The sequence below is a fragment of the Ruegeria sp. HKCCSA071 genome, from assembly GCF_017872555.1.
Lineage (GTDB): Bacteria > Pseudomonadota > Alphaproteobacteria > Rhodobacterales > Rhodobacteraceae > Ruegeria.
The window spans coordinates 1-21,143 of sequence record NZ_JAEDOX010000020.1; the positions used below are offsets into that span (position 1 = coordinate 1).

Annotated in this window: 17 protein-coding genes; 6 read left to right on the forward strand and 11 right to left on the reverse strand. The window is 60.0% G+C overall.

The annotated features are described in order from the left end of the window. Positions 1-112 precede the first annotated feature (112 nt). From I9188_RS19465 to I9188_RS19490, 6 genes are all read right to left on the reverse strand, one after another. On the reverse strand, positions 113-1,516 hold the full coding sequence (locus I9188_RS19465; RefSeq protein WP_209507922.1) for an FAD-binding oxidoreductase: 1,404 nt from the start codon (positions 1,514-1,516) through the stop codon (positions 113-115). Positions 1,517-1,553: 37 nt separating this feature from the next. Further along, complete coding sequence (locus I9188_RS19470) at positions 1,554-1,940, reverse strand: nuclear transport factor 2 family protein (RefSeq protein ID WP_209507924.1); 387 nt, start codon at positions 1,938-1,940, stop codon at positions 1,554-1,556. Positions 1,941-1,966: 26 nt separating this feature from the next. Continuing rightward, positions 1,967-2,461, reverse strand: a complete 495-nt coding sequence (locus I9188_RS19475; protein ID WP_209507926.1) for a universal stress protein — start codon at positions 2,459-2,461, stop codon at positions 1,967-1,969. A 17-nt stretch (positions 2,462-2,478) separates the two neighbouring features. Beyond that, a complete protein-coding gene (locus I9188_RS19480; RefSeq protein WP_209507929.1) occupies positions 2,479-3,819 on the reverse strand; it encodes a TRAP transporter large permease in 1,341 nt (446 codons plus the stop codon). A 17-nt stretch (positions 3,820-3,836) separates the two neighbouring features. Then, positions 3,837-4,373, reverse strand: coding sequence for a TRAP transporter small permease (locus I9188_RS19485; RefSeq protein ID WP_209507931.1), 537 nt, complete (start codon positions 4,371-4,373; stop codon positions 3,837-3,839). 67 nt (positions 4,374-4,440) lie between these two features. After that, positions 4,441-5,457 (reverse strand): TRAP transporter substrate-binding protein, encoded by a 1,017-nt coding sequence (locus tag I9188_RS19490; protein ID WP_209507932.1) that lies wholly within the window; start codon positions 5,455-5,457, stop codon positions 4,441-4,443. Between the two features lie 157 nt (positions 5,458-5,614). Between I9188_RS19490 and I9188_RS19495 the strand changes: the two genes are divergently transcribed. The 4 genes from I9188_RS19495 (at position 5,615) to I9188_RS19510 (ending at position 12,276) form a co-directional block, all read left to right on the forward strand. Continuing rightward, the gene (locus tag I9188_RS19495; protein ID WP_209507934.1) at positions 5,615-6,541 is read left to right on the forward strand and encodes a LysR family transcriptional regulator; all 927 of its coding nucleotides are present in this window, start codon (positions 5,615-5,617) and stop codon (positions 6,539-6,541) included. 279 nt (positions 6,542-6,820) lie between these two features. Then, on the forward strand, positions 6,821-8,860 hold the full coding sequence (locus I9188_RS19500) for an NADH:flavin oxidoreductase (RefSeq protein ID WP_209507936.1): 2,040 nt from the start codon (positions 6,821-6,823) through the stop codon (positions 8,858-8,860). A 73-nt stretch (positions 8,861-8,933) separates the two neighbouring features. After that, entirely contained in the window at positions 8,934-10,952 is a 2,019-nt protein-coding gene (locus tag I9188_RS19505; RefSeq protein WP_209507938.1) for a CocE/NonD family hydrolase, read from the forward strand. Between the two features lie 181 nt (positions 10,953-11,133). Continuing rightward, positions 11,134-12,276, forward strand: coding sequence for an amidohydrolase (locus I9188_RS19510; protein ID WP_209507941.1), 1,143 nt, complete (start codon positions 11,134-11,136; stop codon positions 12,274-12,276). A gap of 87 nt (positions 12,277-12,363) precedes the next feature. Here I9188_RS19510 and I9188_RS19515 read toward each other — a convergent pair whose 3' ends face one another. From I9188_RS19515 to I9188_RS19525, 3 genes are read right to left on the reverse strand one after another with little or no spacing between them, the layout of a single operon-like run. Next, positions 12,364-13,284 carry a U32 family peptidase gene (locus I9188_RS19515; protein WP_209507943.1) on the reverse strand — a complete coding sequence of 307 codons (921 nt, stop codon included), beginning with the start codon at positions 13,282-13,284 and terminating at the stop codon, positions 12,364-12,366. Positions 13,285-13,288: 4 nt separating this feature from the next. Next, a complete protein-coding gene (locus I9188_RS19520) occupies positions 13,289-14,266 on the reverse strand; it encodes a peptidase U32 family protein (RefSeq protein ID WP_209507989.1) in 978 nt (325 codons plus the stop codon). Continuing rightward, complete coding sequence (locus I9188_RS19525; protein WP_209507945.1) at positions 14,266-14,808, reverse strand: SCP2 sterol-binding domain-containing protein; 543 nt, start codon at positions 14,806-14,808, stop codon at positions 14,266-14,268. The genes I9188_RS19520 and I9188_RS19525 overlap by 1 nt, the downstream gene beginning before the upstream one ends. A gap of 136 nt (positions 14,809-14,944) precedes the next feature. On the opposite strand from I9188_RS19525, the gene I9188_RS19530 reads away from it, so the two are divergent. Next, entirely contained in the window at positions 14,945-16,453 is a 1,509-nt protein-coding gene (locus I9188_RS19530) for a UbiD family decarboxylase (RefSeq protein ID WP_209507991.1), read from the forward strand. Continuing rightward, the gene (locus I9188_RS19535; RefSeq protein ID WP_209507947.1) at positions 16,450-17,031 is read left to right on the forward strand and encodes a UbiX family flavin prenyltransferase; all 582 of its coding nucleotides are present in this window, start codon (positions 16,450-16,452) and stop codon (positions 17,029-17,031) included. The genes I9188_RS19530 and I9188_RS19535 overlap by 4 nt, the downstream gene beginning before the upstream one ends. A gap of 117 nt (positions 17,032-17,148) precedes the next feature. On the opposite strand, the gene I9188_RS19540 is transcribed toward I9188_RS19535, so the two are convergent. Then, the gene (locus I9188_RS19540; protein WP_209507949.1) at positions 17,149-19,566 is read right to left on the reverse strand and encodes an FAD-dependent oxidoreductase; all 2,418 of its coding nucleotides are present in this window, start codon (positions 19,564-19,566) and stop codon (positions 17,149-17,151) included. A 28-nt stretch (positions 19,567-19,594) separates the two neighbouring features. Continuing rightward, a complete protein-coding gene (locus I9188_RS19545; protein WP_209507951.1) occupies positions 19,595-20,845 on the reverse strand; it encodes an aminotransferase class V-fold PLP-dependent enzyme in 1,251 nt (416 codons plus the stop codon). Positions 20,846-21,143 lie beyond the last annotated feature (298 nt).

The window sequence follows — 21,143 nt, forward strand, 5'->3', positions numbered from 1 at the left end:
TCCCAAACGCATGCTCAATACCATGCATCTGCAAAACCTTAACAAAGGCCTCTTCCGTCGTCATCTTCATAGGGGTGTTTCCTTATCTTCAGAACGCCGAAGCGTTGGTAAATTACAGTATTTCGTCTCGGAGGTAATAGCCGACATAGGCTATGCGCTGGCCGAGGCGGCGGAAGGGTGTCAGGATGCCATGGCTGGGCAGCGGGGACGTGAAGATCGGCAGGGCAAAGGCCTTGTCTTTCTTGCCCGCGATCAGCTGTGCCATACGACGCCCGGCCTGAGCCGAGTACATCACGCCGTTGCCACCATATCCCATCGCGTAGAACACGCGCTGTTGCGGGTCTGGTTGAAAGATACGCGGCATCATATCGTGGCTGACATCGACCCAGCCCCACCACGAGTAATCGAGGTTGATATCCGTCAGCGCCGGGAACTTTCGGGCGAGACCCTTTTTCAGAAGCTCCAGATGTCTTTCGTTCTCGGCGTCCCGTCCCGTTACCGCGCTGCGGCTGCCGATCTGCACCCGGTTGTCGGGCAACAAACGATAGTAATGGCGCAAGGTACGGGTGTCCGTCAGGGGTGATTTGGTCTGAATGCCACACTCATCCAGTTCGGCCTGGGTCAGCGGCCGTGTCACCATCGAGTTGGACAGGATAGGCATCAGGCGGTGCTTTGTGCGCGTGTTCAGGCCCGGTGGGGTATAGCCCGCGGTTGCCAGGGCCACCGTTTTGGCGCGGACGATGCCGCCCGGTGTGCGCAGGTGATGCACGCCGTTTTTCGTCTGCCATCCCATGACCGGACTGCCGGTGTGAATTTTCACCCCCAGACGGCGCGCCATGTTGACGTAGCCGAACGCCAGTTTACCCGCATGGATGCAGGTCCCGTCAGGTTCCCACATGGCACCTGCGGCCTCCATATCGCGTACGTGCTTTTCATGCAGTTCTTCCCGAGAGAGAATGCGCGAGCCATAGCCGAACACATCGTTGAGCAGCTTGCTCTCTTTCTTGAGAGACGGCATGACCTTGTCGCGATGCGCGATGTAGTAGTGGCCACCCGGCTGCGGGTCGCAATCGATATCATCCGACGCAATCAGCTCGTTGAACAGCTGAAACGCTTCTGTGACCTCGGCATGCATGCGCTTAGCCACGTCCGTTCCCCACCGTTCGATCCATTGCGACCGCTTGAGCCGCCCGGATGAGATCTGGGCCTGCCCGCCATTGCGGGTGGAGCAGCCCCAAGAGACGGTATTTGCTTCTAAAACAATGGCTTGAATGCCGTGTTCCTTGGCAAGATGGATGGCGGTGGACAGGCCGGTATACCCCGATCCGATCACCACCACATCCGCATCCATATCGCTGGACACTGGTCCGTCATCGGCCGGAGGTGTTCCGGCCGTTCCAATCCAATATGTGGGCGCGTGGTCGCGATTGTGACCCGGACCCGCATCAATGATCGGGTCATATTTGGGGTCATAGCTGGCTTTGGGCCAGTGACGCGGGATGCTGTTATCCACCATTCTTGTTTTTCTCCGAGGCTGCGCGCAGGGCGGCGGATCAGGCTTTGAACATTGGGCGCGTTTTGCGAAGCGCCTGTTTTACAACGATTTTACCGTCACGAACGGTGAACAGGTCCGCACCTTCAGCTTCGATCCGCATACCGTTTGCATCGGTTCCCGAGAAGGTCCACTCGGACACGGCACGATCACCGTGGACAAAGTGGCTGTGATGATCCCAATGGGCGTCTTTCATACCTGCCCATACGCCCGAAAACGCGGCGGCGATGGCTTCGGCACCTTCAACCTTGTTGCCGTATTTCTCGTCACCGGCCACGGTGTAGAACACGCAGTCGTCGGCGAAGTGGGTCATCACGCCGTCGATGTCGTGGCGGTTGAACGCGTCGAACGTGTCCGCCAGGTCCTGCGCGGTCAGGGTTTTGTTCATTTTGTACTTCCTTGTCAGTGGGGTTGTTACATTTCGTCCGGGTTCGGAACGATCAGTGTCGGGATCCTGGAGCGCCGCAAAACGCGTTTTGCGACCGTGCCCAGGAAGGTGTGCGAAAAGCCGTGATCATGCGCGCCCAATACGATCAGGTCGCAACCCAGTTCGACCGAGCGGCGCAGGATCACTTCTGCGGGATGGCCGTCAGTCACCTCGACCGAGGTGACCTGATCGCGAATTTTCCCGTCGTCGCCGTCGAACTGCGCCCAGAACTTGGCTTGCCGTTCGGCCAGAACCTTGCGCACCATCTCGTGACGACGCTCAATCGCGGTCTTGCGGGTTTCCTCGTTCATGATGAATATTTCCATCGTGATCTTGGCGTCTTCCGACAGGGGTTCGTTCACATGCAGCACGTGAATTTCCGCCCCGGTGGCCTGCGCGATGCTTGCGGCATGGCGCATGGCGTGACCCGAGTTTTCGGACAGGTCGGTGGCAAACAGGATGTTGGTGACCATCTGTTTCATGTCGTCATCCTTTCAGATCAGTAGCCAAACAGCCGTGGGAGCCACAGCGACAGTTCAGGGAAGAAGGCGATAACGAAGATCGCCACCGTGTTGGCCGCCGCAAAAGGCAGCGCGCGCAACGAGATCTGTTCGATCGAGATGTTCGAGATACCGGATGCGATGAACAGGTTCTCGCCCAATGGTGGCGTCTGGAACCCGATGCCCAGCGTACAGACCATCACCACGCCAAAATGGATCGGGTCGATACCCACCGAATAGGCCACCGGCAGCATCACCGGAACCAGAATCAGGATGGTGGCCAGTGTTTCCATGAACATGCCGACGAAGAGCAGGAAGAAGATGATCAGCGCCCAGATCACATAGAGGTTTTCGGTAAAGCTGAGCATCCCTTCTGCGATGATTGCCGGGATCTGGTTTTCTACCAGCAGACGACCAAACACCGTTGCTGTGAACAGGATCAGCAGAACGCGGCCGGTTAGCCATGTGGTGGCTTCAAGCGACTGGAACAGCGACTGCCAGGTCAGTTCGCGATAGATGATAACACCCACGAACAGGGTGTAGAAGATCGCGACGATTGCAGCCTCGGTCGGGGTGAAAAAGCCGGTATAGATACCGCCCAGGATCACCAGCGGAGCCATCAGCGACCAGAAACCGCGATACATCTCGCACCCGACATTGCGGATCGACCAGCCCTCGGCGACGCCTTTGTAGCCACGCTTTTTCGACATGAAATAGTTCAGGATCAGCAGGCTTGTGGCGATCAGGAAGGCGGGTACGAACCCGGCAATGAACAGTTTCGAAATCGAAACCGACTGGAAAGTGCCGAATTTCTCGACAGCTTCGGGCGGCGGGGCCATACCGAGCGCGGCAATGCCGAAGATCACCATCGGGATGGAGGGAGGAATGATAATCCCGAGGCCACCAGAGGACGCAGTGATCGCCGAGGCATAGCCGCGCTCATAGCCGCGGTTGATCATAGCCGGGATCATCAGCATCCCGACAGCCGCGGTCGTTGCCGGGCCCGAGCCCGAGATGGCACCAAAGAACAGGCAGGCCATGACCGTTGCGGCCGAAATACCACCGGTGAAGGGACCGGCCAGACTTTCGGCAACGTTGATCAGGCGTTTTGAGATACCAGCGGCCTCCATCAGGGCCCCGGCAAGGATAAAGGCTGGCAGTGCCATCAGCGGGAACGAGCCCACGGATGTAAAGGCGATCTGCACGAATTTGATCGGGTTGTCGCCCAGATAGAGAAACGAGATCAGCGACGCGACACCCAGCGCCACCGTGATCGGCGCGCCAATGAGCAGCAAGAACAGAAATGATCCAAACAGGACCGTGACGATTTCGGATTCCATGGTTACCCCTCCCGGTCTCAGTGGTCTTTGGCCGCTTCGGCAGCGGCCTTGATCTCGTCCAGATCGATCTGGTCGGGATCGTGAATGTCCTCGCCTTTGACAAGGCGGCGGTAATTCACCTGAATGATGCGGAAGGTCATCAGCGCAAATGCGATGGGCAGCACCATGTAGATGTATTTCATCTCGATGCCCAGTGTCTGGGATTTCCAGAACTTGTTCATCTTGTTGAAAACAAAGTCTGTCGCCAGATAGAGGAAGTAGACATTGAAGAAGAGCCAGAAGAGGTCGGCAAAGGCTTCGATATATTTGATCGACCCGTCAGGCAGGAACTTGAACTGGAACGTCACACGGTTATGCGCCCCTTTCAGGGCGGCGTAACTTGCACCGAAATAGACGAACCAGACGAACATGTAGACCGAGAGTTCTTCGATCCAGCTGACCGAGAAGCCGAAGACTTCGCGCGCGATGATCTGCACGAACAAAAGGCAGACAAAGCCGGATAAGAGTATCCGGCAGATGACACTTTCTATGTTGTCCAGAAATTTCCAGAACATGTGGTTTCACTCCTCCCTGAGATGAGAAGAGCGCCGTGGCGCTCTTCCCGGTATCGCTCTGCGGCGATTATTGCTGCACCGGCTCGCGGCCGATGGCTTCAAGAACGGTGTTCAGTTTTTCGACGCCACCGATGGAGTCGTAGAACTGGGGCCATACGGCACTTGTCGCCAGTTCGATGAACTCGGCTTCGTCGTTTTCGGGATCGATGATCTCCATGCCTTTGGCGGTCAGCTCTTCCTTGATGGCGGCTTCGGAATCCCGCAGGAACTGAGCGGATGCCAGGGTGGCTTCCTGTCCTGCTTCAAGGAGAATTGCCTGATCTTCTGCGGACAGATCCTGGAAGACAGCTTCTGATACGATCAGCGGTTCAATCGAGAAGATGTAACGCAGGTTGGTGACGTGGTCCTGAACCTCGTAAAACTTCATCGCGTTGATGGTCAGGTAAGGGTTGTCCTGCCCGTCAACCACCTTGGTTTGCAGACCGGTGAAGGTTTCCGACCATGCCATCGGCGTCGGGTTGATGCCCCATGCCTTGTAGGTTTCGATCATGATCTCGTTCTTGGGAACGCGGATGACCAGATCCTGAAGGTCAGCAACCGATTTGACCGGCTTTTTCGAGTTGGTCAGGCGGCGGAAACCGGTATAGGTCCAGCCGATGATGCGCACGCCGGCATCACGGATGGTGTTTTCGACCAGTTCCTGACCGATTGGGCCCTGGGTCAGCTTTTCGGCATCTTCCAGGCTGAGGATCACGTAAGGCAGCGTGAAAACACCGACCGAAGGCGAAAAAGGCGTGATGTTGTTGATCGCCAGCAGCGACATATCCAGCGTGCCGATCGCCGCCTCGTTCACTGTGTCCTGTTCGGACCCCAGCTGACCGTTCAGAAACAGCGTTGCGGTGTGGGCACCGCCCGATTTCTCTTCCAGCGCCTTGACGAAAGCGATGCCCAGAGCTTCCTGTGCGCTTCCTGCGCTATCGCCCACCGCGATCTTGAAGTTCTTCGCATCAGCCGCGCCCGCAACCATCAGTGCAGCAACAGAAACGGCGGCGCTGATGGTGCCAAGCTTTTTGATAAATGACATGGATGTCCTCCCATTTGTCGTGTTTCGAGGTGCGCGATGGCCTGGGGAGAAAGTGGCCAGTCCGATTCTGCCTCGGCCACAAGAGGCTATCTTGCCAACATGGTTTCGTCGTTGTTAATATTTGCGCGAAAGGTTTCACAAATGTCGAACTTTTAATATGAGGCAGAACCCACTGGCCACCCGCATTGGGGATACGGACATCCGCCTTCTTCGGGTTTTCAAAACCGTTGCGGAAAGCGGCGGGTTTTCAGCGGCGGAAAATGAGCTCAACATCGGGAAATCAACAATCTCGAAACACATATCGGATCTGGAGCTTCGGCTGGATTTGAAGCTGTGCAACCGTGGCCCGGCGGGTTTTTCCCTGACTGAAGACGGCGAGAAAGTGCTGGCCGCGACAGAAGACCTGCTGATTTCGGTTTCGCAATTCAGAACCGAAGTCAACGAAATCAAGCAACAACTGGCAGGAAGTATCCGCGTGGCGCTGTTCGATCAGTGTACCACGAACCCCGAAGCGCGCCTTGCCCGCGCCATTCACAGGTTCAACGAAGCCGCCCCTGCCATCCAGATCGAGTTGTCAATCGAACCGCCCAACGTCATTGAGACCATGGTTATCAGCGGGCAGCTGGATGTCGGGATCATCGCCCTGCACCGCCCCTCGGCAAGCCTGCATTATGCGCCACTTTATGGGGAAAACATGTTTCTGTATTGCGGGCAGGCCAATCCGTTGTTCAGCCAAGCCGCCGACATACTGAGTTTGCGGGACATTCAGGCATACAACTATGCGGGTCTGAACGTGAACTCACCCAACCTGATTTATGGCCAGCAACTGGGGTTTCGGCGCGCCGCCAAAGTGCAGAACGAGCAGGCCCTTGCAACACTTATTCTGTCAGGCAGCTATCTGGGCTTTCTTCCGGACCATCTGGCGCAGGAATTTGTTGATAAGGGGCTTATGAGGCAGGTGATGCCGCAGGACATCAAATACAGAACGCGCTTTGCGGCGGTGACACGGAAACAGCCGGATCCGACGCGCGCGGCCAAGCTGTTTCTGGAAACCCTGCTGAGCGTCCATTCCGAGGCGCCCTGAGCCCGGCCTTGTCGCATGTTTGCGCAAGGGCACCCCGTTTATTAACCGATGACATGCGCCAGCCGGGGGCGCGCGGCCGCGCTTGTCCTGTCCACTACGGCGAAAGGCATGAGGAAAATGGGTCGAAAACGTCCGATTGAAAACAAATTTGACTTGGCAATTCCAGTTTGATTTCAATCGGCAAAGACCCTCACCTCTTGCCCCCAGTCAACCGGAGAGCCGCATGTCATCCGACCCTGTTGCCGCCTTGCGCACTCAAACCGATCACGAGGCGCTACCATGAGCCGCGATGCCTTGCTGCAACCTTATCAGCTAAAGCACCTGACGCTGAAAAACCGGATCATGACGACCAGTCACGAACCCGCCTATCCCGAAGATGGGATGCCGACGGAACGCTATCGTGCCTATCACGAGGTGCGCGCCAAAGCGGGGGTTGCGATGACCATGACGGCGGGGTCGGCCGTTGTCAGCCGCGACAGCCCGCCTGCGTTCAACAATATCCTGGCTTACAAGGACGAGGTGGTCCGCTGGATGGCGGACCTGACGGATGCCTGCCATGCCCATGGCTGTGCGGTGATGATCCAGCTGACCCATCTGGGGCGGCGCACGGGCTGGAACAAGGGTGACTGGCTGCCGTCCCTGTCGCCGTCGCACGACCGGGAACCGGCACACCGGGCCTTTGCCAAGAAGATGGAAGATTTCGACATTGCGCGGATCGTATCCGATTACGCCGATGCTGCCGAACGGATGCAGGCCGCCGGGCTGGATGGAATTGAATTGCAGGCCTACGGCCATCTGATCGATCAGTTCTGGTCGCCGATGACTAATCGGATGGATGCGCCTTTTGGGGGCAATCTGGACAACCGGTTGCGCTTTGGCTTCATGGTTCTGGATGCAATCCGCGACCGCGTCGGGCGCGATTTCATCATAGGGGTCCGTTATACCGCCGATGAGGTGGAAAAGGGCGGCATCACCGAAGCGGAAGGGTTGGAGATTGCCCGAAGGCTGCGCGACAGTGGTCAGGTCGATTTCCTGAACATCATTCGCGGGCGTATTCATACCGACCCGGCCATGACGGATGTGATCCCGGTTCAGGGAATGAAAAGCGCACCCCATCTGGATTTTGCCGGGCGGGTGCGGGCCGAGGTTGGGATGCCGACCTTTCACGCCGCGCGCATTCCCGATGTGGCAACGGCGCGGCATGCGGTGGCCTCGGGCCTGCTGGACATGGTCGGCATGACGCGCGCGCATATGGCCGATCCGATGATCGTTGCCAAAATCCGGGCCAGACGGGAAGAGGATATCCGGCCTTGCGTCGGTGCCACCTACTGCCTTGACCGCATTTATCAGGCCGGTGAGGCGCTGTGCATCCACAACCCGGCCACCGGGCGCGAGTTGTCGATGCCGCATGTGATCCCCGCCGCTGAAACGCGCCGCCGCGCGGTGATTGTGGGCGCAGGCCCCGGCGGGCTTGAGGCCGCGCGGGTCGCGGCCGAGCGCGGGCATGACGTCACCGTTCTTGAGGCCGCCCCCGAACCCGGCGGTCAGGTGCGGCTGACCGCGCAATCCCGACGTCGGGCCGAGATGATCGGGATCATCGACTGGCGCATGGCCCAATGCGCGGCGCGCGACGTGACATTTCGGTTCAACACCTTTGCGGACGCCGATGCTGTAACCGCGCTTGCGCCGGACATGGTGGTGATCGCAACCGGCGGGTTGCCCGAGGTGACGGTTCTGGAAACGGGTAACGATCTGGCGGTTACTGCCTGGGATATCCTGACCGGTGATGTGCGCCCCGGCGACAATGTCCTTATCTATGACGATGCGGGGGATCACCCGGCCCTGATGGCGGCTGAGGCTATCGCGCAGGCAGGGGGGCGGGTAGAAATCATGACCCGCGACCGCAGTTTTGCCCCCGAAATCATGGGGATGAACCTGGTGCCCTACATGCGGGCCCTGCAAAAGACCGGGGCCGTGTTCACAGTCGCCCGGACGCTGAAATCACTGGTGCGGTCAGGCAACCAGCTGGAGGCAGCCATTGGAACGGATTACTCGGACCTGACAGAAAAGCGCCTGTATGATCAGGTGGTTGTCAATCAGGGTATTTTACCACTGGATGATTTGTACTTCGATCTGAAACCGCTGTCGCGCAACCTGGGCGCCGTGGACTATGAAGCGCTGGTCGGCGGGTCCGGCCCCGTGTTTCCGCAATCCGTCCCAGAGGCGGGGTTTGATCTGTACCGGATCGGCGATGCCGTTTCATCACGCAACACGCATGCCGCCATTTATGATGCGCTGCGCTTGGGGCTTCGGTGGTGAGATCATTGAAGCACACCTCGGCCAAGCACACCACAAACAGCTTTTCACCTGACAGTCAGTCAAAGGACCGGACATGAGCAACACAGAGGTCATCGAAACCGTTTGGATCCCCATGCCGGACGGCGCAAGGCTTGCGGCACGGCTTTGGCTGCCCCGCTCGGCCCGAACAACGCCTGTTCCCTGTGTTCTGGAATACATTCCCTATCGCCGCCGGGATCGCACCCGGATGCGGGATGAAAGCATGCATCCGCATTTCGCCGCAGCAGGCTATGCGTCGATCCGGGTGGATATCCGCGGTTATGGTGACAGCGACGGGATCCCCGAGGATGAGTATTCGCATCAGGAGATTCAGGATGGGCACGACATCATCCAGTGGATTGCAGCTCAGGACTGGTGCGACGGAAATGTCGGAATGTTCGGAAAAAGCTGGGGGGCGTATAACGCCTTTCAGGTGGCCGCGACCCGCCCACCAGCGCTGAAGGCGATTGCGCCGGTGATGGGAACGGATGACCGCTGGCGCGAGGATATTCACTTTTACGGCGGCTGTCTGGCCAATGACAATTTCTGGTGGGGCTCGATCATGCAGCTGTACAATGCCATGCCGCCCGACCCCGAGATCGTGGGCGCGGATCGCTGGATCGACATGTGGCGCGCACGGTTGGAGGGGGTCGAATTCTGGCCCGCCATGTGGCTGGAACATCAGACCCATGACGACATGTGGCGGCGCGGCTCGATCTGCGAAAACTATGCGGATGTCGATGTGCCGGTGTATTTCTTTGGCGGATGGATGGACCTGTATCGCGACACGCCGTTCCGCATCGCGGAACACCTGAGCGGGCCGGTCAAGATCCTGATGGGCCCCTGGGCGCATCTGTATCCGCAAGAAGGGGTGCCGGGGCCCCGGGTCGATTTCGTCGGCGAGGTGATCCGGTTCTGGGACCATTGGCTGAAGGGGATCGACACCGGCCTGATGGACGAGCTGCCCTTGAGGTTTTTCCTGCAAGACAGTGCCGCCCCGTCCGGGACACATGTGCACCGCGAAGGGCGGTGGATCGAGGAGCCGAGCTGGCCATCGCCAAATGTCCAAGACCAGCCCTTGTGGCTGAATGACGGAACGCTGGACGCCTCCGCCGGGTCGGGCGGGGTGATGGCGGTTTGTTCGCCACAGAATTTCGGGGCCGCAGCGGGCGACATGTGTTCTTTTGCAATACCCGGAGATATGGCCGCAGATTGCCGGATCGAAGCCGCAGGGGCGCTGCAATTCAAAGCAGAGCCCTTGGAAAAGCCCGTTGATATTCTTGGCCAACCCTCGGTTGACCTGACTGTTTCTGCCGATCGGACGCAGGGTTTCGTTGCGGCCTTGCTGGTGGATGAGGCCCCGGATGGCGCGCAGACATTGATTGCACGCGGGTTCTGCAACCTGACGCACCGGATCAGCGACACTGAACCGGTGCCGATCACACCGGGCGAAGATATGCACGTGACTGTCCCGCTTTATGGAACCGGTTATCGGGTGTTGGCGGGTCATCGCATCGTTCTGCAAATCGCGTCTGCCTATTGGCCGGTTCTGTGGCCAGCGCCCGAGCCGGTTACGCTGACGATCCGGCCCGGCACATCGCGGCTGATCCTGCCCGTGCGCAGCCAGCGAGATGACGCGCCAGCCCCACGCCCTCTGCCAGAACCTCAGCGTCCCGACGTCGCCCCGCGGAAGACAAACGTCCGCTCCGGGTCGATGGAGCGTTCGGTCCACACCGATCTGACCAATGGCGGGGTGACACACAGGTATTTCCTTGACGGCGGTGTCTTTGGGCCGGTGGGCGATATTCGCCTTGACGATACCGGCACGGTGCTGAGCGATATGTCGGATCGACGCTATACCATCCAGCCGGGTGCTCCATTGTCGGCAGTGGCCACAATGGAGCAAACCGCCGGTTTCGACCGCGAAGGGTGGTCAGCCAAGATCTGGACCCATTCCGAACAAAGGGCGACAGCGACCGAATTTCACCTGACCGCTCGCCTAAAGGCGTGGTCGGGTGCCGATCTGATCTTTGAGGAAGAACGGTCTTTTGTCATCCCCCGCAACGGGATGTAGGCGCAGAATGGTTTACAGACCTGCCCGTCTTGCGGTGCGCGGGTTGGTGGGCCGCTCGCAGGATCGAAACTGTTCAGGGCGCTCATCCGGGGGCAACGTGAATCAATCGGAACCGATCTTTTTGCGGGATTGCAAAACCCTGTAGCAATGGCACAAGGAAGAAGGACGAAGGAGTGTAGCCATGACGAGTTTTTCCGAAAACCTGCGCGCCCTGCGGCATGAGTTTCACCGCAACCCCGAGCTTGGCTTTCAGGAGGACTGGACCAAGGCCCGGATCGCCGATCACCTGAGAAACCTTGGCATCGAGGTGCATGAGGGTGTCGGCGTTGTTGGTGTTCTGCGAGCGGGTCATGGCAACCGATCCATCGGTTTGCGCGCGGATTTCGACGCGCTGCCCATCACTGAGGTCAACAGCTTTGCCTACAAATCTCAGAACCCGGGCGTGATGCATGCCTGCGGCCATGACGGCCATACGACGATGCTGCTGGGCGCGGCCGAGCTTTTGGCCAGGGATCAGGATTTTGACGGCACCGTTGTCTTCCTGTTCCAGCCCAATGAGGAGCACGGGCTGGGCGCACGAGCGATGATTGAGGAAGGCGTCCTGCGGGATTTCCCGATTGACGAAGTCTATGGCGCTCACAATCTGCCGGGTGAACCCGTTGGGCGGGTTTCAACCCGTGCCGGTGTCATTTGTTGCAGCGAAAGCCTGTTCAAGATCACCATCACCGGTCAGGGCGGCCATGCCTCGATGCCCCATGTCGGGCGCGAGACAATCACGCCCGCAGCAGAGCTTGTTCTGGCTTTGCAAACCATCGTTTCGCGTAAGCTTGCCCCGTCGTCTGGCGCGGTCGTTTCCGTGACCGAGTTCATCACCGATGGGCAGCGCAACGTCCTGCCGGGTCGAACGGTGTTGAAAGGGGACGCACGGGCGATGTCGCCCGAGGACCGCGAGCGGATTGAACACCACATGCGGCAGATCGCGGCGGGCGTAGCGGAAAGCCACGGTGTCGCGGTGACGGTGGATTTCCGGGCCGAATTCATCGAGGCAATCAACGATGCCGATGCCGCAACCCATGTGGTTTCAGCTGCAAAAACGCTGGGTCTGGAGGTTGACGGCGACCGGATCGCCATGTCGTTTTCCGAGGATTTCGCAGAATTTGCGGCTGCGGTTCCGGGGTGTTTTCTGCTGATCGGCAATGGAGCCGAGGGGTCGAATGGCCGCCCCCTGCACGCGGACGATTATGATTTCAACGACGCGCTGCTGCCATTGGGGGCAAATCTGTGGGCCGAACTGGTGCGGCAACGTCTGCCAGTGCCCACCTGAATGCGCGGGTCGATCCTTGGATTTTCAGGTTCGCTGTTCAGGTCGTGCTGAAAATTCGGGTTCGGATGCCAGTCTTTTCCGGAATGATCAGCGTGCAGCTTCTATGGGCGCGCATGCCGAACCCGACCATTCAGCACCGGATTCGCCGGTCAGGAACCCATCGCTTAGCCTTATACCGGGATCGGCGGCGCGCAGCGCATGTTCCAGATCGCCCCGGTCAAGTTGCCCATCCAGCCGCTGACGGTAGAGCGCGCAAAGCCTTGGGAACCCCTGAGATTGCGGCGACAGGCGCAGGGCCGAGACGCCCGCGCTTTGCAGCAACTCGATCTGGTGATCCGTGCAGGCATAGCTGTCTGACAGGGTCTGCACGCCGTTCATGGCCATGAACGGCTGTCCATCCCCGGTCAGCACATCCAGCCCGTCGGGATCGTTTTCACAGGCAAACTGGCAGTTGTCTTTGCTGCGCCCATGCAGGCGCGCGTGGTAACACCGGCCGGAGATGGCCAATGGCAGGCGACCATGGCCCCAAACCTCGACTGCGACACCCAGACTGGCGGCGGCTTGTGCCAGAACCCTGACCGAGGCGATTGGCAGTTCCGGTGGCAGGCAAATGCGGCGCGCGCCACGTGACACCAGCCATGCCAATGTGCCTTCGTTATAGACATTGATCAGGGGTCCGACATCGAAAGCCGTGTTCTGGGGCAGATGCGCCAGCGCGGTCAGGTCGTTGATCTCGACCGTGACCCCCAGATCCGCCAGATCGGCGGTCAGCTTGCGTTCACGCTTGAGCGTCACCAGAGCAAGACTGGTCAGCGCAACCTGTTTGCCAGCCTCAACCAGTCGGGTAATCGCGTCGGGGATCCGGTCCTGATAAAACGGCAGGCGCTTGGAACAAACCAGCTCACCCAGCACGATGCGATCGACGGAGGCATGGGCCAGATCCCCATAAAAAGACATCCAGTTCTCGGCGGGCCAGAAAAACTGGTTGGGGCCAACGGTCAGTTCCATCACGCTATCTCCAGGTCTTTTTGTATGCGCCGGTTGTCATGGCCTGCCCTTCGGACAAACGGGCCAACATCCCCTCGGGCAGAGGGCGCCCGGCCTCAAGCGCGTCGACAGCGGCACGGAAGTTCCGAACCACCTGCGCAACGTAGGATTTCGAGCGCTGGCGCCCTTCGATCTTCAGCGCGGTGACACCGGCCTTCTGCAATTGCGGGATCAGCCGCTCCGCGTTCAGGCTGACCGGGTCTTCGAACAGGTGGCCCGTCTTTTCACCTGCGGAAAAGCACCCTTTGCACAAGGTCGGATAGGGTGCGGGCTGGTTTCGTTCGACCCGGTGGATCAGGTAGCCACCCAGGCGCGTGTTCAACGCGCCCTGATCGTTCTGGTATTCGACATGGCTGGCGGGCGAGCACACGCCGTTCATATTCGGAGACAGCCCGGTGGCATAAGAGGACAGCGAACAACGGCCTTCGGCCATCACGCAAAGCCCGCCGAACACAAAAACCTCGGTCTCGACTTCTGTTTCGGCGTTGATGGCGGCGATTTCGGGAACCGACAGCACGCGCGGCAGGACCACGCGTTTGACGTCGAAGGTTTCGGCATAGAAGTTGATCACATCGGCATTGGCGGCTGCGGCCTGCACGGACAGGTGCCTGCGCAGCCCCGGATGACTGCACGCGGCATAATCCAGCAACCCTATATCGGCGAGGATCACGGCATCCGCGCCGCAGGTTTCCGCATCGGCCACCGCGCGGTGCCAGATTGCTTCGCTGCCGGCGCGGGGAAACGTGTTGATCGCAACCAGTACCTTGGCCCCGTGGTCATGGGCAAAGGCAACGCCCGCGCGCATTTCGGCCCGGTCGAAATTCAGGCCGGGGAAGTTGCGGGCATTGGTTTCATCATTGAAGCCGCAATAGACTGTATGCGCCCCGGCCTTGACGGCTGCGCGCAAGGCGGCGGGCGTTCCTGCCGGGCAGACGATTTCCATCACCATAGTACAGCATCTTCCGGTCGGGTCAGGTACAGGCCGGTTCGACGCTCCACCAAAGTGATGAGCTGCTTGAGCGGGCGCGCAAGCGGGCCGGAGAGGGTTGCGGCCTCGTGCGCGAGGTCCAGTTCCGCGTCGTCGATTGCATTGCGCAGGGCCAGCGCCGCAGCCGTATCGCCCTCGATCACCAGATCACGTGAGAAGAACAGCGCATCGCCGTCAAATGCGCCGTGAACCAGCCCAAGAAGGGCCGCCAGAGGGCCGGAAACACGCGCAACCCCTGTCCCGCTGCGCCGGGTCAGTGTCACCTTTGGGGCACCGCCATTCGGATCCAGCAGCAGGACAACAGGCAGATCGGTCGGATCAAGAACGAAAACTGATCTTCCGTATGGGCCAAGCCGTTGAAACATTTCCGGGTTTTTCTTTGCCAACTGGCGCGTGAAGACCGTCAGCGACAGTGACAAGGGGGCAAGCGGCGCTATCCTAAGCGTGGCCGCCAAAGCCGCCGGGCAGCGCGGTATCGGGTTCTCAGGAACGGGCAATGAGACCTCCTGCTGTCTCAACGTTGTGACCTTGGATGCCTTCCTAGGGCGATCGCAACAGGGGTGACTTGACGGTTGTCAATTCGACCCCTCGCTTTCGTTGCTAGAGGGTGGAAACCACTGTCGGAGCAGCCCCATTCGCACCCTGCCGCAATATCCCAGCCTTCGGCATTTTCTGAAATGGTGCGAGGACACCGGACAGTTCAGGCGCATCCCTGATCCGGTTTCCGTACGCCACCAGATGACCGCTGTTCACCGCGCCGTGCTTGAGGCGGGCGGACCGGTTCTGCAATTTGACCACCCGACAGACGTGTCCACTGATCGGCTCGATACCCCGGTCGTCGTCAACCTGGTCGGAACGGCAGAGCGGGTTGCCGCCGGGCTGGGTGTCACACCCAACGGGCTGGACGATCTGGGGGCCTTTCTGGCCGCGCTGCGAGCCCCGACGCCGCCGGACGGGGTGCGGGACGCGCTGGCCAGATGGCCGATGCTGAAGGCGGCCCTGTCGACCCGACCGAAACTGGTCAGAACTGCCCCGGTTCAAAGCCACTGCCACAGCGGGGCGGATGTGGACCTGACCGCACTGCCGGTCCAGACCCACTGGCCCGGTGATGTGGGGCCGTTGATCACATGGCCCGTGGTCCTTACCCGGCCCTACGGCAGCGATCCCAACGGGGCGCAAGGCTATAACGCGGGGGTTTACCGCATTCAGGTGCTCGACCGGAACCGTGTCATCATGCGCTGGCTGCCTCATCGCGGCGGCGCGGCGCATCACCGAAGCTGGGCGAGGTGCGCCGAAAAGATGCCCGTCGCCATTGTGCTGGGCGCAAACCCCGCGACGCTGTTGTCGGCGGCCTTGCCCTTGCCAGAGGCGGTATCCGAGCTGACATTTGCCGGTGCCCTGAACCAGAAGCGCCCACATCTGATCCCGGCCAGAACCATCCCCCTGCTGGTCCCTGCTGATGCCGAGATTGTTCTGGAAGGTTGGGTTTCACCAAGCGAAACCGCCCCCGAGGGGCCTTTTGGGGATCACACCGGCTACTACAACCCGGCTGAGCCCTTTCCGGTGATGCAGGTCAGCGCTGTCACCCATCGGGACGCGCCGCTGTATCTTTCCACCTATACCGGGCGGCCACCGGACGAGCCGTCGATCATTGGCGAGGTGTTCAACCGCCTGGCCCTGCCGACCATCCGCGCGCAAATCCCCGAAATCCACGATCTTTGGCTGCCGCCCGCTGCCTGTTCCTATCGCATCGCAATCGTTGCCATCGACAAACGGTATCCGGGGCAGGCCCGTCGCGTGATGATGGCCCTGTGGGGAATGCTGCCGCAATTCAGCTATACGAAAATGATCATCGCAATCGATGCCGATATCGACCCCCAAAACTGGGGGGATATTGCCTGGGCGCTTGCCACACGCATGGACCCGGGCCGGGATGTGATGGTGCTGGACAGGACACCTATGGATTGTCTGGATTTTGCATCGCCCGAACCCGGTCTGGCCGGAAAAATCGGCATCGACGCCACGACGAAACTGGGCAGTGAAACGCTGCGGGAATGGGGGACGGTCATGCGCACTGCGGATGGTGATCACGCCTTTGCGGAAGACCTTGTAAACCGATTGATACCGGAGCTGAGAGCATGACAAACGCCCGTGTTGTTTTGGGGGTATCCGGTGCGTCAGGCGCGGCGTTGAGCCTTGCCGTGGCCCGGTGTCTGGCGTCATCGGATATCGAGACCGATCTTGTGGTCAGCGCAGCCGGGATGCGGACACTTGCGCAGGAATGCGGCCCGGACGCTTTGCCAAACCTGCGGCAACTGACGACGCGGCATCACCCGAGCGCTGATATCGGTGCCAGCATTGCGTCCGGGTCGGTTCCAGTATCCGGCATGATCGTTGCGCCCTGCTCCATGCGAACGCTTGCCGCGATTGCGCATGGGCTGGACGATAACCTGCTGACGCGCGCCGCCAGTGTTCAGCTCAAGGAACGCAGGCCGTTGGTTTTACTGACACGTGAAGCGCCGCTGACGCTGGCCCATTTACGCAACATGACGGCGGCGGCAGAAATGGGGGCCATCATCCTGCCCCCGGTTCCTGCGTTTTATCTGAAGCCCGACACCCTGATGGATATCGTGTCCCAGATCGCCGCACGCGCAGTGGACTGCCTGCGCATTTGTGAGCCGGTGGCACAAGAGTGGCGCCCGCAATGCGCTGGTGGGTGAGTTCGGACGCCTCCGGCGGGAGTATTTGGAAAAAGATGAAGTCGCCTGAAGTGCCGGGACGAGGCATCTTTTGGAGCGTCTTATTGGCCTTGCTTGCCTGTAGACAGGATTTGAGCGTCAACACCGCAGCCTGGCACCCGACGGGTCGAACGGTGCCTCGGCCAGTACGCGCGCCTTGTGCGGTTTGCCGATGACCTGAATGACCACCTCATCGCCCGGCTGTGCCGTGTTTGGGTTGCGGAACCCCAGCGCCAGCGATTTCCCGACCGAATAGCCGAACGCCCCCGACGTGACACGGCCCACGGGCGTGCCATTGGGGGTAAAGATCGGCTCGCCCCCGGTTGCGTCGGCATTTTCGGTCACATCCAGTTCGAAGACGGACAGCACCTCGCGCGCGGGGTTGTCCTTGACGGACAGATAGGCGTCTTTGTGCAGGAAATCCTTGTCCAGTTTGATCAGACCCGCCAGCCCGACCTCTTGCGGCCAGTATTCCTGAGAATACTCTCGCCCCCACGAGCCATAGCCCTTTTCGATCCGAAGCGACCCAAGCGCCCGCCCACCCACAGGGCCGCCACCGTAGTCTTTGGCGGCTGCAAGCAATGCAGAGTAAAGCGCGACCTGATCGGTTTCGGCGCAGTGCAGTTCCCAGCCCAGATCGCCGGTAAAGCTGACCCGTATGGCCACGCAATCAACACCTGCAACGGTGATCTTTCGCGACCGCATGAAGCGGAACGCCTCGTTCGACAGATCGGCATTGGTCAGGCGTGCCAGCGCTTCGCGTGACCCGGGGCCTGCAATGTTGAACCCTGCGATGCGGTCGGTGGCGACTTCAAGAGTTGTGCCCTCGGGCATTTCCACCATTTGAAAGAAGCGCTGATGATAGCGTTCGGCCATGCCCGACCCGATCATCATGTATTCATCCTTGGCCAGCTTGGTGATGGTGAAATCACCCGCCACGCCACCGCGTACCGAGATCAGCGGCGTCAGGCAGCTGCGCCCCACTTCGGTGGGCACCCGATTGGCCACCAGACGGTCCAGCCAGTCAAGGGCACCGGTGCCCTTGATCACGTAATTGGCGAAGTTCGAGATATCGATCACGCCCACGCTGTCGCGCAGCATCTGCACCTCACGGCCTACGGGCTCCCACCAGTTCTGGCGGGTAAAACCGGTGGTCTCTTCCACCTCGGGTTCATCGGCGAACCAGAGCGGATGTTCCCAGCCGCAATTGAGGCCAAAGACACAGCCCATCCGCTTCTGCATCTCATAGGCGGGGCGTATACGGGCCGGGCGGCCTGCGCTGCGTTCCTCGTTGGGGAAATGGATCTTGAAGCGGTGGGTGTAGGCATCCCGAACGCGGGCCTTGGTGAATTTCTTGTCGGCCCAGTCGCCAAACCGGGCCAGATCCCAGGCGAACATGTCGTATTGCGGCTCGCCCTCGATCATCCATTGCGCCGCCAGCAGACCCAAGCCCCCGGATTGCGAGAAGCCGGGGATCAGACCGCCGCAGAGGAAATAGTTCTTCAGCTCGGGCACCGGCCCCCAGAGCATGTTGGCGTCGGGCGACCAGATCATCGGGCCGTTGATCACGCGTTTCACCCCGGCAGTGGCCGCAACTGGCACGCGTTCGGTGGCGCGGATGACGTTTTCCATGATCCGGTCCAGATCGTCGGGGAACAAATCATGCGCGAAGTCGAGCGGCGTGCCGTCCTCGGCCCAGAACTTCATATCTTTCTCATAGGCCCCGATCAGAAGGCCGTTGCCTTCCTGCCGGAAGTAATATTCGCCGTCGCGGTCAGCGATCGAGGGCAAACGACGGCCCAGACTGGCGACCTCGTCGATGCTTTCGGTCACGAAATACTGATGCTCGGTCGGTTGCAGCGGCAGGGTCAGACCCGCCAGCGCCGCTACCTCGCGGCCCCAGAGACCGGCGGCGTTGACAACCCATTGCGTGTGAATGTCGCCTTTGGGCGTGCGCACGATCCAGCTGCCGTCGGGCTGTTTTTCGGTCGCTGTCACCGGGCAGAACCGTTCAATAGTGGCCCCCATCGCACGGGCCCCGGCGGCATAGGCATGCGGCACGCCCGACGGGTCGACATTGCCGCCATCGGGTTCGTACATGATGCAGCGGATGTCATCGAACTGCGCCAGCGGATGCAGTTCCTTGGCTTCTTCACGGCTGACTTCGTAGAAGTTCAGACCATAGAACCGGGCTTTCGCCTCTTGCAGGCGCAACTGCTGCTCACGCTCTTCGGTCTGGGCCAGATAGAGCGAGCCGGGCTGGAATACGCCGCAGCTTTGGCCGGTTTCCTGTTCCAGCTGTTTATACAGATTCATCGTATAATGCTGGATACGGGTGATGTTGTTGTTGTCGTGCAACCCGTGGATATTCGCCGCTGCGTGCCAGGTCGAGCCGGAGGTCAACTCATTCCGTTCCAGCAGGACAACGTCGGTCCAGCCAAGCTTGGCCAGATGGTACAGGATCGAACAGCCCGCAAGGCCCCCTCCGATCACGACAGCTTGTGCATGAGTTTTCATGAGTGCATGTCCCTTGGTCCGCCGTAGCTCAGGTGGCGATTTCTTTCATGGCAGCCAGAAATCTGGCGATTTCGCCGATTGAGTTGTAGTGGCACATCGAGACCCGGACGCAGGCGTCATAACCCAGCGGTGTCAATATGTTGCCAGAGTAATGGTCGGCTTTGCGCAAATGGGTGCGAATACCTTCATCGTTCAGCCGTTTGACGACATCTGCCGAGGCCACACCCTGAACGCGAAGCGACACCAGCCCTTCGCGTGCGGGATTGTCGGCACCGCCCAGAATGGTGACCTTCTCCATCTCGGCCAGACCGCTCAGGTTGCCGGTGCCGTGGATCATCGCGTCGGTCAGCGCCTTTTCCTGCGCGTGGATGGCTTCGCCCGCTGCCAGAAATCTGGCACGCCGGTCGGTGGCGTCGCTGACCTGACTGCCGAGCCATTCGAAATAAGACACAACGTCGGACATGGTCGCATAAGCCCCGGTGTCGCGCGTGCCCATTTCCCAGTTATCTGCCGGGCCGTCCAACAGGGCATTGTGTTCGAGCCGCGTCAGCCGGTCGGAAATCCACGCCACGCCGTAGCCATGGCGCGAAAACACCTTGTAGGGCGAGATCACGTAGCCGTCGACGTCATATGCGCTCAGGTCAATCTGGCCATGGGCGGCGTGCTGGATGCCATCGACAATGATGAAACAGTCTGGCGCCACGGCGCGAATAGCCTGCGAAACAGCGGCCACATCGACGCCCATGCCCGTCACCGGTGAGGTGTGCAGGATTGTCGCCACTTTGGTGTTGGGGGTAACAGCTGCGGCATAGGCCCCGGCTGTTACGGTGCCGGTGTCGTCATCATGGGGCACCAGCACATGGGTCTGCCCGGCAATGCGGGCCCAGCGATCACAGGCTGAGCGTGTGGCAGGGTGTTCCAGTGTCGATCCCAGCACAATCCCCGGACCGGTTCCCAGACAGGCGTTCATGATCAGCCGGAACAGAAGCTCGGTGCCGCTTTCACCGACAAAGAACTGACCACCGGGTGCATTCATGAAATCCCGCATATCGGCCTTGGCCGCGTTGATCGTGGCAACCAGCGCATGAGACCCCGGATTGTCGCGCCCCTGATTGTCGGGGATTGCGGCATGACGCGCCGAGCTGTCCAGCACGGATTTCAGTGTCAAAGCCCCACCGGCGTTTTCGAAAAATATCCGCTCGCCCTGTTCGGGGCAGTGATCGATCTGGGCAAAACGGTCGCGGATCTGGTTCAGAAGATTTTCCGAAAATTGGCTCATGAAAAGCGGCACCTTTGTGTTTTGTGAACGTATGATGTTTCAGACAAGCCTAAGATGGTTTCCCCGCGGGGCAGGCCAAATCTCCCGTGACTGTGCGGCTGGTTCAACATGTACTTCAATCCCGAGCGGCCCTTATTCCGACTATGGCGTAGAGGACGCGGTATCTTGTTCCTTTGCGACGTAAATACAGTCACATCTGCGACACGGCGCGTTGGGGTGGCCAGATTTCCCGCCCCATATGCCGGGTCGCAATTGCCTTTGAGGCAGGCAGCCGTCCGGGGCGAATTCCGTTCTTTTG

What these genes read in the sequence shown, in the direction of transcription:
- I9188_RS19515 (WP_209507943.1), bottom strand. Translation starts at nt 13,284, where the DNA reads ATGGAACTGACCGTTGGCCCCAACCAGTTTTTCTGGCCCGCCGAGAAC.
- I9188_RS19505 (WP_209507938.1), top strand. Translation starts at nt 8,934, where the DNA reads ATGAGCAACACAGAGGTCATCGAAACCGTTTGGATCCCCATGCCGGAC.
- I9188_RS19535 (WP_209507947.1), top strand. Translation starts at nt 16,450, where the DNA reads ATGACAAACGCCCGTGTTGTTTTGGGGGTATCCGGTGCGTCAGGCGCG.
- I9188_RS19470 (WP_209507924.1), bottom strand. Translation starts at nt 1,940, where the DNA reads ATGAACAAAACCCTGACCGCGCAGGACCTGGCGGACACGTTCGACGCG.
- I9188_RS19495 (WP_209507934.1), top strand. Translation starts at nt 5,615, where the DNA reads ATGAGGCAGAACCCACTGGCCACCCGCATTGGGGATACGGACATCCGC.
- I9188_RS19490 (WP_209507932.1), bottom strand. Translation starts at nt 5,457, where the DNA reads ATGTCATTTATCAAAAAGCTTGGCACCATCAGCGCCGCCGTTTCTGTT.
- I9188_RS19475 (WP_209507926.1), bottom strand. Translation starts at nt 2,461, where the DNA reads ATGAAACAGATGGTCACCAACATCCTGTTTGCCACCGACCTGTCCGAA.
- I9188_RS19480 (WP_209507929.1), bottom strand. Translation starts at nt 3,819, where the DNA reads ATGGAATCCGAAATCGTCACGGTCCTGTTTGGATCATTTCTGTTCTTG.
- I9188_RS19520 (WP_209507989.1), bottom strand. Translation starts at nt 14,266, where the DNA reads ATGGAAATCGTCTGCCCGGCAGGAACGCCCGCCGCCTTGCGCGCAGCC.
- I9188_RS19540 (WP_209507949.1), bottom strand. Translation starts at nt 19,566, where the DNA reads ATGAAAACTCATGCACAAGCTGTCGTGATCGGAGGGGGCCTTGCGGGC.
- I9188_RS19485 (WP_209507931.1), bottom strand. Translation starts at nt 4,373, where the DNA reads ATGTTCTGGAAATTTCTGGACAACATAGAAAGTGTCATCTGCCGGATA.
- I9188_RS19465 (WP_209507922.1), bottom strand. Translation starts at nt 1,516, where the DNA reads ATGGTGGATAACAGCATCCCGCGTCACTGGCCCAAAGCCAGCTATGAC.
- I9188_RS19500 (WP_209507936.1), top strand. Translation starts at nt 6,821, where the DNA reads ATGAGCCGCGATGCCTTGCTGCAACCTTATCAGCTAAAGCACCTGACG.
- I9188_RS19510 (WP_209507941.1), top strand. Translation starts at nt 11,134, where the DNA reads ATGACGAGTTTTTCCGAAAACCTGCGCGCCCTGCGGCATGAGTTTCAC.
- I9188_RS19545 (WP_209507951.1), bottom strand. Translation starts at nt 20,845, where the DNA reads ATGAGCCAATTTTCGGAAAATCTTCTGAACCAGATCCGCGACCGTTTT.